Source organism: Amazonocrinis nigriterrae CENA67, assembly GCF_016056305.1.
Classification (GTDB): Bacteria; Cyanobacteriota; Cyanobacteriia; order Cyanobacteriales; family Nostocaceae; genus Amazonocrinis; species Amazonocrinis nigriterrae.
The window spans coordinates 94429-109120 of record NZ_JAECZC010000001.1 but is presented as its reverse complement, the minus strand read 5'-3'; the positions used below and the strand labels follow the sequence as shown (position 1 = coordinate 109120).

Genomic DNA, 14692 nt, shown 5'->3' with positions numbered 1-14692 from the left:
AGAAGGCAGCAAGGAGACAGGAGTAAAGAATCATCTTCCTCATCGCCCTTATCTCCTCCGCTCCCCTGCTCCTTTGCTCCCCCGTTACCCCTAATCCCCACTCCCTCCGGTCGTGGGGGCCCCGAGTTCCCCTGCTCCCTACTGCTAACTAGCATCCTGCAAACTGACTGATGATTCGTGCTGCAACATGTTTTTTCCTTGTTTTTTGGCAAAATACATTAAAGAATCTGCTTTTTCTATCATGTCGCTAACTGAGTCTGGAGGTTCATTAAAAGTAATAGCACCAATACTAAAAGTTACCGAAAAACCTTGTTGCTTCATCGAGGCTAAAAGAAGTCTTTGGACTCTATGAAGTACTACTTCTGCTGATTCGTAGCTAGTTCGTGGCAACAAAATAGCAAATTCATCACCACCAATTCTGGCGATTATGTCAATTTTACGAAGTGTACTTTTAGCAACATCAGCGACTAAACACAAAAGTTGATCACCAACACTATGGCCAAATTGATCGTTTACTTGTTTAAAATTGTCAATATCTATGTAAGCAAATGTCAAAGTTTCTTGATGTCTGACAGCCTTGTTAATTTCATGTTTTGCTAAATCGAGAAAAAACATCCGGTTTGTTAATCCAGTTAAAGCATCAGTTCGAGCAAGTTTTTCTAGATTTTTTAATGTGGATTTCAGTTCTGATAACAAATAGTTAGTAAATAAGAAAAAAGCTAAATTGACAATTGTGTTCCAGTAAGGTACTAAAAAGTGTGAATAATAACTTGCTGCTCTTGGGTTGACCATAAACCATGTAATTGAACAGATAATTGATATTAGCAATCCAGTACAATTACCTGCTAACCATGTAGCAATACCAACAGGAAATAAATAAAAAATTGATACAGAAATGTCTGAGGGTATGTAGTAATCAATTAAACCTATTATGCTAGCAAGACAGATACTTAGTAAGAATGATAATGATTTTGGTTGTGCATCTAATATTTTGATTAAATACATATTCCCCTCAATTTAACTGCACCATTATGTGCAGTTACTTGTGAGTGCTGAATACACTCAGTTTAAGCTTTTTTTCACCGAACCACATCTTGTTTACGTTGTCAATGTTCAAGTCAGTATTGTTGGGGGCTTACACACTCAACCGACAACATTGTCTAGATATGATACCAAAATTAGGATAGCTAAATATTATTTAAAATTCGTCGAGTAGTCTTGTAGTGAAAACTTTGAATACAAACTCAGTAGTAAAAAATTGGTAAGTCAAGTAACCCTGCGAGCAATTTGTGGGCAAATCTTAAATAAGTAGTAGTCTTCATGAACTCTGTACACCAGAAACAATGAAAATTCTTTGTGTCTTGGTGTCTTTTGTGAGGCAGTTTCTAATCTCTTAACTAGCACATTTTAGAACCGTTATACAGTAAGACTTTGAGAAATATCATAAAAATGTGCTTTTTTCATATTTTGCGGGAGCATTAATCGCGCCCGTGGGAGGCTCACATCTTGCACCAATAAAAATTGATGTAATTTTATTACTCAGTAAAAAAGCAAAACCATTAATTTAGCAATAAAAAACCATAAAAATGAAGTAGTTTTATCGCACATTTTTTTACTTTACTTGTGGTTGTACTTAGAGGTGTAAGATATCAGTAATGGAGGTTTTCCACATTAAGAACTGCTGATCTCCGCAGCGGTAGCGAGCTTGCTAGCGTCACCCGTTCTATCCTACTTGTTTGCCAAGTAAACTTTGCATGGCGGTTGGCAGAAGGGAAAGAACTTGTATAAGCCTCTCCTCTGCTCCTCTGCTCCCCTGCTCCTCTGCGGGCCTCCACCTGGCAATTTGGGTTGGTGAACTGCTACGTTCCTCTATCTTACGGGGAAGCAAGTTACGCAAAGCGCGTCTTTGAATGAGAAGCTGCACAGGCTGCGTACCACCCGCTACGAATGAAACAAACACTTTCTTCCCCTACTCCCTACTTTCTGTGTTTGTTGAAAGAATTTGCTCATCAGAAGTAATTGCTGGCTCTGCAAGTGCAAACATATATAAGGGCATCAGCTATGAGGAATAGATAATAAATTTTTGCCAATTCTCAATGCCCAATTCGCAGCTGAAGATATAGTTTATACCTTTGAGTGGAAAGCTATCGTTATTTAAGAGATACTGCGGAAGTATTTGCTTAAAGAGTAAAAGTACTCCACAATCAGGGTTTTAGCTCAAAATCACCCCTCAATTTTATAATTAAATCATACTTTAGTTAGATGTCAATCAATCGTTCATATTGTAGTGATTAATTCCGTATTTTACCTGAAGCATTATAGTTTGATACTTGTGTAGTATGTAACACAACGTTTTTTTATTTTCTCAGTCATTGTGAAATCTATTCTACAGACCTACTTGGAACAAGAAATCTGGATACTAATAAGAGATAAGTGGTACTTTGCCACAGTTATCGGGGTTTGGGATGATTTGTTGTGGTTTAAACACAGAACTTACAACAAAGAGACAGAGGAGGATACCCTGTGGGAAATGATTGTCAAAATCAGTGAAATAATTGCTGTTGACAAAGTTAAGTCTGTTGTCAGCAGAAAACCAGACGTGTTTATGTCACGACTACAAGAAACAGATAAAAGCGCTGGTAATTTTCATCAAGAGCCAGAAAATTAGTTAGAGAGCAGGGGAGCAAAGCAGCAGGAAAGATGAGGGGGATGAACAGATGCTTCACCGCATTAGCTGTTTGTTGTAGCAACTGCCATAGAGATGAGGCAGAAATAACTCGTAGCTCCCCACTACCTATTTAAATAGGTTTACAGCACTCAAAGGCTGATATATTAATTCTTTGACAATTTGAATCTCAAATCCGAAATACAGTTGGTATTATCTTTCGTTACCTGCTAAGCTTTAGTATCTAAGTATATTTTACACAGTCTTCTAGCTCATCTGTTCGTAGACAAAATTTTTTATTTATTTTTGCCACTTTGCTCTAGCATAGAGTTATAGTAGATAGACAAACGTAGCGATCGCGTGCATGTATAAGGCTAAAAAATGCTAGCTAACTGGTTATTGCTACTCCACATGGCAATGGTCTAAAATTTAGCAGCGTTAGCAGGCTTTGTTGAAAAGCTGGTCAAAAATTTGCCAAGTGCTGATTCATCACGGCTGACTAACTATCTACCTCAGCAGAATTGAGGCGGTCTACATCTGCTTCTGTTTATAAGGTCAATCTTTGGTAAAAAGCTTCTAGGGCTAGTTGTGTATAGACTATTCCCTAAATCTGAAGTTTTATAGATGATTTAGTGACCGAATTAACTTGAGCATAGTCCAAGCTTTTGGACGTAAATTTATTTTTTCTGCATTCCATGATTTGGATGCTCAATTCAAGGCTGACAAATTTTAATTTGCAAGCCCATTATCCAGTTATATATTTAGTTTTTGTGATGCAATATGAATAAAATAACCTCACAGTAAAAAACCTAGATTAAACTTAAAAATCAAAGTTATAGCGACTTGCAATTGATTTTGGTACACTGTAGAAGTAATTCATGAATTGCCTCTACAAATAGTACCTTGGCTGAAGGACTAGAACTTTTCCAACAGCCTTTGCAGCTGGGTTCAAAATTCAAAAATATTAAATCTCTTCGCTACAAATCAAAGAAACACTTTTAAGAAAAAAGCTCGATTATATAAGCCTTTGAACGAGTGTTTCTGAAGAGGTATTTAAATTTTTGGTGTTTACCTTTTTACTTGCATTGGCTTTTGATATCAAGTTCAGCTAATTACTTATAATTAAAAACTCTACGCTTCTCTCTTCGGCTTCACCTGATTACAAAAGGTTGGGCAGTTCTTCGTGTCAGTGCGTTTGAGTATCAACTTTAATTATGATGTAACTCTTGAACTCTGACTTGCTCTGCAAAATTAATTACATACAATCAACAAAGACTTTATAATATTATGAGCGATTTTGATTTTATCTTAACTATTTGCATCCTCGCAGTAGCCTATCTCTTTAGTGTTTACTTGTGTATAGCGTTTTATCAAAATTCAAATCACTAAAACTGCTGACTACTTATTTCGTGGTGAAAGAATAGCAAAATACTTGACTCAGGATATCCAAAGCTGGGTGTGGTGAAAGTTCTATGCCCAGATTGAAGCTATCCATGATTGTAGCTAGCGATCGCCTCTGGTGAATGCACCACGCCATACGTAATAGTGACCATCTTCTGTTATTTTTGTCAACTATGCCGTAATTGTTTACTTCTGTCGCCTGCTCATACCATTTCATGAACTAATACTAATTTTTTCATCGGCTGAGAGCAATCTTAAAAAAGATATGACTAGAAAATAGCTTTATAGGGAAAGGGTTAGGCTTTTGATTACTGAATCAGTGAAGCAAAGTTAGATAATTTAAGATAAACTGCTTACTACAGTCTGAATGATAAAGAAATTAGATAATTTCTCAACAGAAAAAGTAACCAAAAAAATCAAACAAAGGCATAGTCCGCTACATTTAAAATGCGAACAATTGCAGAAATTAACGAAAAAATTAACCGCCAACGTGCAGTAGTACTAACGGTTGAAGAATTAAAAGCACGAGTTGCAGAAGTCGGTGCTACCAAAGTTGCTAAAGAAGTTGATGTGATTACTACTGGCACTTTTGAGCCGATGGAATCAAGTGGTGCAATTATTAATCTTGGACACACTGACCCTCCAATCAAAATTCGTCGATGCTGGATAGATGGTGTTCCGGCATATAGTGGTTTTGGCGCTGTAGATTTATACTTGGGTGCTAGTTGTGCAGTGGATGTAATGGATGGAGAAGAAGTCCGGGAACGCGGCGGTGGTCATGTGATAGAAGATTTGATAGCAGGCAAACCTGTACACGTAAGGGCCCTAGGACAAGTAACAGACTGCTATCCACGGGCAACTTTTGAAACAACAGTTACTTCCAACACGATAAATCAGTTTTATTTATTCAATCCGCGCAATCTCTATCAAAATTTTATTGTGGGGGTAAATGGAGGCGATCGCCCACTTTTTACTTATCTAGGCCCATTACAACCGCGTTTAGGAAATGCAGTTTACTCAAATCCCGGTGCTGTTTCTCCCCTACTCAATGACCCCGATTTGCAACTAATTGGCATTGGTACAAGGATTTTCTTAGGCGGTGGTATTGGTTATGTTGCTTGGGAAGGCACTCAGCATTTCCCTTTACAAAAGCGCTTAGCTAATCGTACACCCATTGGGCCAGCTGCGACTTTAGCTTTAATTGGTGATGCTAAACAAATGGATGCTCGTTGGGTGCGGGGTTGTTACTTTAAAAGTTATGGGCCTTCCTTGATGTTAGGCGTAGGTGTCCCACTACCGGTATTAAATCAAGAAGTAATTGAACGCTGTGCAGTTCAAGACAAAGACTTGGTAGCGCCAATAGTGGACTTTTCTATTCCTCGGCGCGTCCGTCCCACCTTTGGGTTGGTGAGTTACGCCCAACTTAAATCTGGGCGTGTCACCATTGAGGGTAAAACTGTCCGGGTTGCTCCCCTTGCCAGTATGTTTTATTCTCGACAAATCGCCCTAGAGTTAAAACAGTGGATTGAAGCAGGCACTTTTACCCTCACAGAACCAGTTTCTCCGATTCCTGTAGAGCGATCGTTTCTACCCCAAGACCGCTGGACGGATTTTTGAGAAGAGCAAGGGAGCAGGGGGAGCAGGGGAGCAGGGGAGCAGGGGAGCAGGGGAAGATAAGGTAGAAGTAATTTCCCCATTCCCCATTCCCATTCGCCATTCCCCATTCCCCATTACCCATTCCCTACTCTTGCGTAGGCTTTGGTCGTTTAATCGGCTTGGGAGCGGGTGTTTTAGGTATCGGTTTTGACACTACAGAGGGTTCGCTACTGGCGCTTGTTTTCTTAATTGGACGTGGCGTTTCCCCACTACTGCGTCTGGGAGGAAATGGTTTTCTCATTCCACCGCGAGGCCCACCTTTGAATGGTGGTCTGCGTTTTTTGGGCAAATCAGCTATCACTTCAGCATGTTCTACTACCAATACGTCAGCTTCTCGCTTGACTTGGAAGTCCCAGAACTTACCCACTGCTTTTGTGGTCAACACACCCTGCAATTTCAACTTAAAATACTTGGGTTTCTCAGTTGGTTTGCGCGCAGCCTGCTTAATTTTGACCACTAAACTTTTAGCGTCAAAAGACTGGTAAACTACCTCGCCACGAACAGAAAAACCACCATCTGGAATCTCAGATGAGGGTGCGAAGTTGCTTAAACTTTCTTCATGGTTCTCAGTTAAATCATCATCGGGTGTCTGCGACTCTTGTGACCCCGAATCTTGCTGAACTTCTTCTGTTGGCTGTTTAGCCAGATTTTCTGGCTCCCAAACGCCTACAATTTGGAGGTGTAAGGCGTCATTCTCTTGCCTTGTGCGTGGATAAACTACCCACAGATGATCTCTTTCTAGGTCTAAATGATTCTTTACTAAGCTCATAATTCGACCGAGTAGCACGGCGTTCAGTTGTACGCCATCTGCGGTCAGCAAAGTACCTTGAGTAAATTGTTCGCTGCTAGCATGGTAGCGACCTCGGACTAATCCGATCGCGCGGTACTGCATTGGTTCACTCGGAGGTGGAATCGGCTGTTGCCGATTGGCTAGATTTCCATTAGAGGTAGTCTCGCTAGAGTTAACAGGCGAATTGTCAACTTTAGGAGCCTGGACTGCTACTGTCTGAACATTAGCGGCTGGCTCTGTATTGGTTTGAGGTTGGTTGGAGGATTCAGGCGAAGGCATCAGGTCGGAATTCATAAAAACTCCTTGCGGCGGAGACACATCCCATTGTGGGATTTAACAAAGGCAGCTGAAAAGAGCGTTGTGCGGCTGATGAAAGTATATTAGCTTTCTACAAACTCACACTAGAGCGCCCTACGCAATTTGCAAAACGCTAAATTCAAGTTTATAGACTAAACCTGTAATTTAGCGCTTTTATACTAGTTTCGGAAGCATATCATAGCTACTATTTTGACGGCTCCTCCTAAAGTCATCAATTACTTGAGTAGCATAAATAGTTATTTGTTATAAAATTCACAGACAATTGGCGGTATTCCGCAAAGTTTTGGAAATTTTTAACTTTGTGATTTATGTAAATGATAATGTCAACCAAGGATAAAGTATAAAGTATGTAGACGCTCTCAAGGGCGGCTTCCGGTAGAGTAAGATGAAGTACTACTAACAGGTAAATCTAAGCTTGAAAAAAGAAGCTGTACATTAATCTTCTTCACCACGGATCAATCCGCTTGCTTGTATTCCTGATTCAATGAAGCACAAAGTATAAAACTTTGAATTTTTTATACCTTATCCTTCATACTTCATTCTTTCTTCGGTCATTAGAGTTCTGGAGAAGTATAAAACTGTGTCTCAACCACGCAACCGCTGGATAGTTCAGGTAATTTTGGTAGTGGCAATTCTTGCTTTTGTGGGAGTTTCAGTAGTTCCCATCATTGGAGCATTTAATAATACACCATCTACAAACCAGAATAATCCCAGCCCCAGAGGTAGCTTAGCTTCCTCGGAGGAAAAAACAAAATTGGAAGACGAAGTACGGGGTTATGAACTGGTTTTGCAAAGGGAACCAGAAAATCAAACTGCCCTCAAAGGCTTGTTTAAAGCACGGTTAACATTACTGCGTCAAAAAGGAAAAGGAGAGATTACAGCATCTGACATTCAACAGGCAATTGAACCCCTAGAAAAGCTAGCCAAGCTCAATCCTGAAGAAACACAATATGCTGTGCTGCTAGCTCAAGCCAAACAACAAATTGGTGATAAAGAAGGCGCTGCCCAAGCTTATCGCTCTATTTTAACCACAAAGCCAGGTGACTTAAATGCTTTGCGGGGAATGGTGGCTCTTTTGATAGACCAGCAACGCCCAGAAGCAGCTATTGGCTTGCTACAAGAAACACTCCAGAATGCAACCCAAGCAAATACAATTCAGCCTGGAAGTGTGGATACAGTAGCTGTGCAGGTGTTACTAGGTAATGTTCACGCCTCACAGAAACGCTACCCTCAAGCTATTTCAGTATTTGACCAAGCAATTAATAAAGATCCCAAGGATTTTCGTCCCGTTTTAGCAAAAGCGATGTTATTAAAGCAACAAGGAAAAATTACAGAGGCAAAACCTTTGTTTGATAGTGCTGTGGCTTTAGCTCCTGCTAAGTATAAAGACGAAATTAACAAAGCAGCAGCCGCTTCTCCTATTCCAACTCCTGCTGCATCGGCGACACCTGAAAGTAGTTCGCAGCCGTGAGTTTTTGAGCAGGGGTGCAAGGGTGCAGGGGTGCAGGGGTGCAGGGGAGGACTTGCAATAAATTTTTCCTCATTCCCCTATCCCCCCATCTCCCTATCTCCTCATCCCCCCCATCTCCCTCACGCTCCTTCGATAGCTGCAACTACACCAAAAATTAGAAATAGGCATCCACCAGCGAAGGTGAGTTGACGTTCAGAAATGCGCCCGGCAATCATTTTGCCACCGATAACAGCGATCGCAGCACAAATGGCATGGCCTAAAATAGCACCTACAGTCACCCCAATGGGATTATTTCCTGCTGCTAGAGCAATGGTAGCAATTTGGGTGCGATCGCCCCACTCGGCCATAAATGTCAAAACAAAGGCTTCTGTTAAAATTGCCCAGTAACTTTTTCGCTTTGGTAGTTGCAAATCTGCCTGTTTAACTGCTGCTTTTGCCTCTTCTACAACTTCCATATCATAAGCAGCTGGCATCTTCTTAGCTTGATACAACAGCTTGATACCAAAGGCAATAAACAAAACTATTTCGGCGTAGTAAATATAAATTTTTGGCAACAAAGACACTGTTTGTCCCAGTAAGACCGAAAGTATCGTCATAGCAGCTAAAGCAGCTATCACACCAGCGAACACCAACCGTCGGGAGTGATGCATCGCTAAAATCATAGCGATAAAAAATGTTTTATCCCCTAATTCTGAAACTGTAATTAGTAGTAAACCTGCGGTAAAAGCCGTTAACACTCTCTCAAGCTCCTGAAGAATCATCTACTGATGTGAAGCTCAATGAGAACCAAAAGACCTCACCGAGCTTCACACTTTTTCTGTGTGAACTCAGTGAAGGTCTCGCTACCAAATCTTAATTATTTGTCACCTAAACCAGGCTCATCGCCAGCATGTTGATTCAGGTTAACTGGCTTTGATATTCTTTGCCAGTAGCTACTCCCCTTCTATTCGATAAAAATTGTACATCTATCTCTAGTAGGAGTCAAGTCATCAGTCAACTGTCAACAGTTTTTCAGCCTTTGGTGATGCAAGTCCAACCAACTGTTCACTCAGTTCCCACAAGCGTCCAGCTTTAGCATCATCACGAGCTTGGGGAGAAACTTTTTGCACAAAGGATTTACCATCTTTTTTCTGACGATTTCCCCAACTCCAATAAGCGCCAGATTGCTTGTATTCTGGATCGATGACTACCGCTGCAACTCTTTCTCCTGCGAGTTCTTGAGACACATATCCCCCAGTGATGTGCTTTTGGAACAAGGGGAAGAGTTTCTGGAACAGAGGATAGTGGTTGCGGAATAAAGGTGTTTCTGCCACACATCCCGGATACAGAGAAGTGAAGGTGATACCAGTTGATTCGTGATAGCGGCGATGCAGTTCGCGCATCGTCAGCACATTGCAGACTTTACTATCTTTGTAAGCTTTGACGGGTTCAAACTTCTTTCCATCAATCATCGAAATCGGTGGTTTAAAGCCAGCTGCAAAACCTTCCAAATCGCCCAAGTCTGGACGCGGCGGAATCTTACCACCTAATTCATCTGGGTTATGGGTGACAGTTCCCAAAATCACCAGTCGCCGATCCGCAGCAGGAGACTTTTTCAAATCATCCAGCATCAAATTACACAACAAGAAATGACCAAGGTGATTAGTGGTCATGGTTAACTCATAACCTTCTGGGCTGCGTAATGGCTCTTTGATTAAAGGCATATAAATTGCAGCGTTGCAGACCAATGCATCCAAGGATTTGCCAGTGGCCCTGAAGTTATTCACAAACCGTCGCACACTGTCCAAGGAACCGAGGTCAATAAGCATAATGGTGTAGCTGTTCTGGGGTATTCCCAAATCTTGAGCAGCTTTTTGTGCCTTTGCCAAATCCCGACAAGCCATGACTACATGCCATCCTCTGTTAGCAAATGCTTTCGCAGCATACAAACCTACCCCAGAGGAGGCACCTGTGATTACAACCGTTGACTTCCGATCCTGTGCCATTTCAATTCAAACTCTGTTAATCGCCTTTTCCTATCTTCAGGATCTTACATCACGTTGTTGTACCAATATTTTTGTAAACTTGAGTTTAACACTTGGTAATAAATAGCTAAATATATTAATTGTTATAGCCAGTTTTTACGAAATGTTAAGTCCAGATGTGGGGGCAAAGCTCTAATCAGATAGATACTGATCATTTGTCACTTCTAGTAGTTCGTATGGACACACGCTAGGAAAGGATTCTATTGGCAAATTTCGATTTTATCTGTATTGAAATTATTAGTAAATATGCCTAAATTGTGCGAATGTATAAATAATGCGAATACTAAAAACACCGTATAAAGCTACTACAGCAATCTCAAATAGTTTGTGAACTATGCTCTGTGTTCTCTGCGACTCTACAGTTTAATAAGTAAATTATTTAACTATAAAATCACCTAGATAGCAGAGAAAAAGGCAAGCTAACCTTTTCAAACAACCAACATCCCCAAGGGCGATCGCATTTCTCACATCTAACCTCTTATGCGTGTTATCATCCAGCGAGTTAAATCATCACAAGTCACCGTAGAGAGTGAAATCATCGGCAAAATTGGACGGGGACTCAACTTACTTGTAGGTATTGCTGATACCGATACAGAGGTTGAACTCGACTGGATGGCGCGTAAGTGTTTGGAATTGCGGCTGTTTCCCGATGAACAAGGGAAGGACAAGTGGCAAAAATCTGTGCAAGAAATTGGTGGTGAGTTGTTGGTAATTAGCCAGTTCACCCTTTACGGCGATTGTCGCAAAGGTCGCCGCCCTTCCTTTGATCGTTCAGCTGCTCCCCAATTAGCGGAAGATTTGTATAACAGCTTTGTTGTCAAGCTACGAAGTAGCGGTTTGCATGTAGAAACAGGTAAATTTGGTGCAATGATGCAAGTCGCAATTGAGAACGATGGCCCAGTAACTTTGTTACTCGAACGCGAAGCAAGTTAAGCCTCAAGGTTGAAGATAGAGAATATAAGTAGCCACTAGACTGGTGAGTTCTAAATAATGAGAGAATATTAAACTAACCATTACAAAACTTTAAATTCATTGATCATGGCGAAAATCCAGTTTTCTAGAGGTCTTGACGAAGAAGTAATACCAGACGTAAAGTTGACGCGATCGCGCGATGGCGGTCAGGGAACAGCCACGTTTATTTTTACAAAACCTCAGATTTTAGACCAAGGCACCACCGAAGACATCACAGGGATGTATTTAATTGACGAAGAAGGGGAAATAGTTACCCGCGAAGTTAAAGCTAAATTTATCAACGGTCAACCGGAAGGATTAGAAGCAGTTCACATAATGAAATCTATAGAGGAATGGGAGCGGTTTATGCGCTTCATGGAACGGTATGCCGAAGAAAACGGTCTAGGATTTACGAAATCTGGTAAGTAGTCAGTAGTTAGTAGTCAGTTGTCAGTTGTATCAAACAACTGACACTGACAAATAACCAAAGTATGACACAACAACCTCACCCAGACTCGCCTGGAATTACAGTAACTTGTGCCGTTGTTACTGTTAGCGATACACGTTCTCCCGAAACAGATAAGAGTGGTCAAATCATCCAGCAATTACTTGTTGGTGCTAATTATGCTGTAGGAGCCTACACAATTATTAAAGATGAACCAACCCAAATTCAACAACAAATAGAATTGTTGGGGCAAAATCCCAATTTAGACGCTGTGATTTTCAATGGTGGCACTGGCATTGCACCCAGAGATACTACCTACGATGCCATTGAGAAATTGCTAGAAAAGATTTTGCCAGGATTTGGAGAATTGTTTCGATTTTTAAGTTATCAAGAAATTGGTTCACGAGCGATCGCTTCTCGTGCTGTGGCCGGTATTTATCAAAATAAATTAATCTTCTCCCTTCCCGGTTCTAGCAATGCGGTACGGCTGGGAATGGAAAAACTGATTTTGCCAGAACTCGCTCACTTGGTAAGTCAAATGCGGAAAAGGGGCGGTTGAGTCAGGTAAGCCAAAGATTGATATAGGACTTACGCAAAAAAACTATCAAACTCTTATTTCCCCGTGTACCCTGCGCCTCTGTGGTAGCCTGCGGCAAGCCACTTCGTGTCTACGATTTTCCGTTACCTATGCGTAAGTCCTGTGATATTTAAATAAAAAAGAACCCCCAAAACATCGAGAGTTCTTTTTCTTAAGTTAGTTTTTCAACAATTTTTAGAATGGAGCGATCGCTAAACAAATTGCAGCTAGAAAAGCGCCGATAATATAAAATACCGCAACTACTTGCAATTCTGACCAACCGGTTAGTTCTAAATGATGATGTAAAGGAGCCATTCTAAACAAGCGCTTGCCTTTGCCATCGGGGCCTTTGGTGGCTTTGTAATAACTTACTTGAGCCATTACAGAAAGGGTTTCTACGAAGAAGATACCACTAAGAATAAACAGTGCTACTAAGCTGTTAGTCAGCAATGCTACAGCAGCTAAAGCACCGCCCAAAGCTAAAGAACCAGTGTCACCCATAAAAACACGGGCTGGGTTACGGTTATGAGCTAAGAAACCCAAGCAACCACCACTTAAAGCAGCACAGAAAACCATCAATCCTGGTGAAACAGGCGCAATCAATACACCTAATGCTAATAAAGCGATCGCTACAGTTCCGGCTGCCAAGCCATCAATGCCATCAGTTAAATTAGTAGCATTACTTTCTGCCACTAGCACAAATCCAGCTAAAGGCCAGAATAGGAACCCCAAAGGTAGTGCAAAGCCCACCCAAGGCAAAGCAATATTTGTGATATTAGCTGGTTGATTAAACATCAGCCACAGACAAAAAACTGCTGCAAAACCGATTTGCAAAGTCAGTTTCATCCGGGGGGATATGCCTTTGTTCGACTTGCGGCGGAGAATCTGCCAATCATCGAGCCAGCCAATCAACCCATAGCTGAGTGTTAAACCACAGACAGCAAGTACTTCTTTATTAAAATTAGATGCTACACAGGCAATAATTACAGCTACAGGTACAAAAAATATACCGCCCATTGTTGGGGTACCTGCTTTTTTTAAATGCGCTTGAGGCCCATCTTCACGGATTATTTGACCAGTTTTGAGTGCTTGTAGTAACGGTATTACTACGTAGCCTATAGCAGCAGATAATACCGCCGACAACAACAGTGGCAAGGTGAGAGACATACCTTGCCAAGGCCATCTATTGCCCATCCAATCGAAAACCAATGCTGCTACACTTAGCCCAGCGGCTAAACAAGAAGCTAGACCGATACCAGAAAAGTTTAATCCTTGGTTAGGAGATAATTTAGCGTCCACAGATGTTTCCCTTCACTCCACACTTAACAAATATTGAATAGCAGGGACGATAGATATCACCAAGTCGTAGCCACAACAGGCTAGTCTTCGGCTATGCCGATATCATCATCGTCGTCATAATCAAGATCGCCAATTCCGTCTTCTCCACCCAAAAACTCTGATATTTCTTCTTCTTCATCAGAAAAATCAGGTTCGTGAACATCACGCGCTATCAGACGACCGGTGGTTTGCAACCAGTCCAACAAAGAAGTTTCTTGCTTTAATGGAATTACAGCGGCTCGTTGGTTGCGGGGTTCTTCACGCAAGGGAGAATTTAACATACGACAAATACACAATAAAATTCATGTAACTAGACATTAAGAAGTCTATCACTTGACACGCGGTAATTTAGTTATTCATACATTCAACTCGCGGCTTGATAAATCCGCAATCTGTCAAAAATATTTTATTCAATAGTGGTAAAGCAACTAGGGATAGATTTTTAGTCATTTGTACGGACTGAGACATGGGAGATGAATTTCCGCTGAATGGTGGATGCAAACCTGATGATTTTGGAGGTAAAGGGCGATGATAGGAAAAGCTATTTTAATCGAAGCGATCGCGGGTACAAATCGCGGGTTACTAGCCAGCGAACAGCAGAAACAGGCTATTTTATCAGCGATCGCTCGTTTAGAAGATTTCAACCCAACACCGCGTCCGGTGGAAGCCAATGACTTGCTTAATGGCAATTGGCGATTACTTTATACCACAAGTAAAGCTCTTTTAAACTTAGATCGCATACCTTTTTATAAACTTGGTCAAATATATCAGTGTATAAGGGTAGAGACTACCAGCGTATATAACATAGCTGAGATTTATGGCTTACCGTATCTCGAAGGATTAATTAGTGTAGCTGCCAAGTTTGAACCAGTTTCCGGTCGTCGTGTCCAAGTTAAATTTGAGCGCTCTATTGTAGGCTTAAAAAGCTTGATAGGGTATAGTTCTCCAGAAAACTTTATCCAGCAAATAGAAACTGGTAATAAATTTATGGCGATTGATTTTCCCATACAAAGTGATACACAACAAGGCTGGTTGGACATCACTTATCTAGATAGC

Annotated in this window: 14 protein-coding genes; 7 read left to right on the top strand and 7 right to left on the bottom strand. The window is 41.1% G+C overall.

Translation table 11 applies throughout. The annotated features are described in order from the left end of the window. Positions 1-144: 144 nt before the first annotated feature. Positions 145-1005, bottom strand: a complete 861-nt coding sequence (locus tag I8748_RS00490; RefSeq protein WP_198122759.1) for a GGDEF domain-containing protein — start codon at positions 1003-1005, stop codon at positions 145-147. Between the two features lie 1369 nt (positions 1006-2374). Between I8748_RS00490 and I8748_RS00485 the strand changes: the two genes are divergently transcribed. Beyond that, positions 2375-2668, top strand: a complete 294-nt coding sequence (locus I8748_RS00485; protein WP_096558278.1) for a hypothetical protein — start codon at positions 2375-2377, stop codon at positions 2666-2668. A 1399-nt stretch (positions 2669-4067) separates the two neighbouring features. Here the strand turns inward: I8748_RS00485 and I8748_RS00480 are convergent. After that, positions 4068-4283 carry a hypothetical protein gene (locus tag I8748_RS00480; protein ID WP_198122758.1) on the bottom strand — a complete coding sequence of 72 codons (216 nt, stop codon included), beginning with the start codon at positions 4281-4283 and terminating at the stop codon, positions 4068-4070. A 230-nt stretch (positions 4284-4513) separates the two neighbouring features. Between I8748_RS00480 and I8748_RS00475 the strand changes: the two genes are divergently transcribed. Then, positions 4514-5683 (top strand): homocysteine biosynthesis protein, encoded by a 1170-nt coding sequence (locus I8748_RS00475; protein ID WP_198122757.1) that lies wholly within the window; start codon positions 4514-4516, stop codon positions 5681-5683. A 124-nt stretch (positions 5684-5807) separates the two neighbouring features. Here I8748_RS00475 and I8748_RS00470 read toward each other — a convergent pair whose 3' ends face one another. Beyond that, a complete protein-coding gene (locus tag I8748_RS00470; RefSeq protein ID WP_198122756.1) occupies positions 5808-6806 on the bottom strand; it encodes a hypothetical protein in 999 nt (332 codons plus the stop codon). A gap of 604 nt (positions 6807-7410) precedes the next feature. Here I8748_RS00470 and I8748_RS00465 point away from each other — a divergent pair. Then, on the top strand, positions 7411-8301 hold the full coding sequence (locus tag I8748_RS00465) for a tetratricopeptide repeat protein (protein WP_198122755.1): 891 nt from the start codon (positions 7411-7413) through the stop codon (positions 8299-8301). Positions 8302-8420: 119 nt separating this feature from the next. Here the strand turns inward: I8748_RS00465 and I8748_RS00460 are convergent, their stop codons facing one another. Next, positions 8421-9038 carry a TMEM165/GDT1 family protein gene (locus I8748_RS00460; protein ID WP_198122754.1) on the bottom strand — a complete coding sequence of 206 codons (618 nt, stop codon included), beginning with the start codon at positions 9036-9038 and terminating at the stop codon, positions 8421-8423. A gap of 252 nt (positions 9039-9290) precedes the next feature. Continuing rightward, positions 9291-10286, bottom strand: coding sequence for a protochlorophyllide reductase (locus tag I8748_RS00455; protein WP_198122753.1), 996 nt, complete (start codon positions 10284-10286; stop codon positions 9291-9293). 519 nt (positions 10287-10805) lie between these two features. Between I8748_RS00455 and dtd the strand changes: the two genes are divergently transcribed. The 3 genes from dtd (at position 10806) to I8748_RS00440 (ending at position 12280) form a co-directional block, all read left to right on the top strand. After that, entirely contained in the window at positions 10806-11258 is a 453-nt protein-coding gene (dtd, locus tag I8748_RS00450) for a D-aminoacyl-tRNA deacylase (protein ID WP_198122752.1), read from the top strand. A 105-nt stretch (positions 11259-11363) separates the two neighbouring features. After that, positions 11364-11705: a photosystem II reaction center protein Psb28 gene (gene psb28 / locus I8748_RS00445; RefSeq protein ID WP_198122751.1), complete on the top strand. Its 342-nt coding sequence runs from the start codon at positions 11364-11366 to the stop codon at positions 11703-11705. A gap of 62 nt (positions 11706-11767) precedes the next feature. Continuing rightward, positions 11768-12280, top strand: coding sequence for a MogA/MoaB family molybdenum cofactor biosynthesis protein (locus tag I8748_RS00440; RefSeq protein WP_198122750.1), 513 nt, complete (start codon positions 11768-11770; stop codon positions 12278-12280). Positions 12281-12493: 213 nt separating this feature from the next. On the opposite strand, the gene mraY is transcribed toward I8748_RS00440, so the two are convergent. Beyond that, positions 12494-13597, bottom strand: a complete 1104-nt coding sequence (mraY, locus tag I8748_RS00435) for a phospho-N-acetylmuramoyl-pentapeptide-transferase (protein ID WP_198122749.1) — start codon at positions 13595-13597, stop codon at positions 12494-12496. Between the two features lie 80 nt (positions 13598-13677). Continuing rightward, on the bottom strand, positions 13678-13917 hold the full coding sequence (locus I8748_RS00430) for a DUF3134 domain-containing protein (protein WP_096552300.1): 240 nt from the start codon (positions 13915-13917) through the stop codon (positions 13678-13680). A gap of 247 nt (positions 13918-14164) precedes the next feature. On the opposite strand from I8748_RS00430, the gene I8748_RS00425 reads away from it, so the two are divergent. Next, positions 14165-14692, top strand: a 528-nt coding sequence (locus tag I8748_RS00425; RefSeq protein ID WP_198122748.1) for a PAP/fibrillin family protein, incomplete at its 3' end; no start/stop codon positions are given.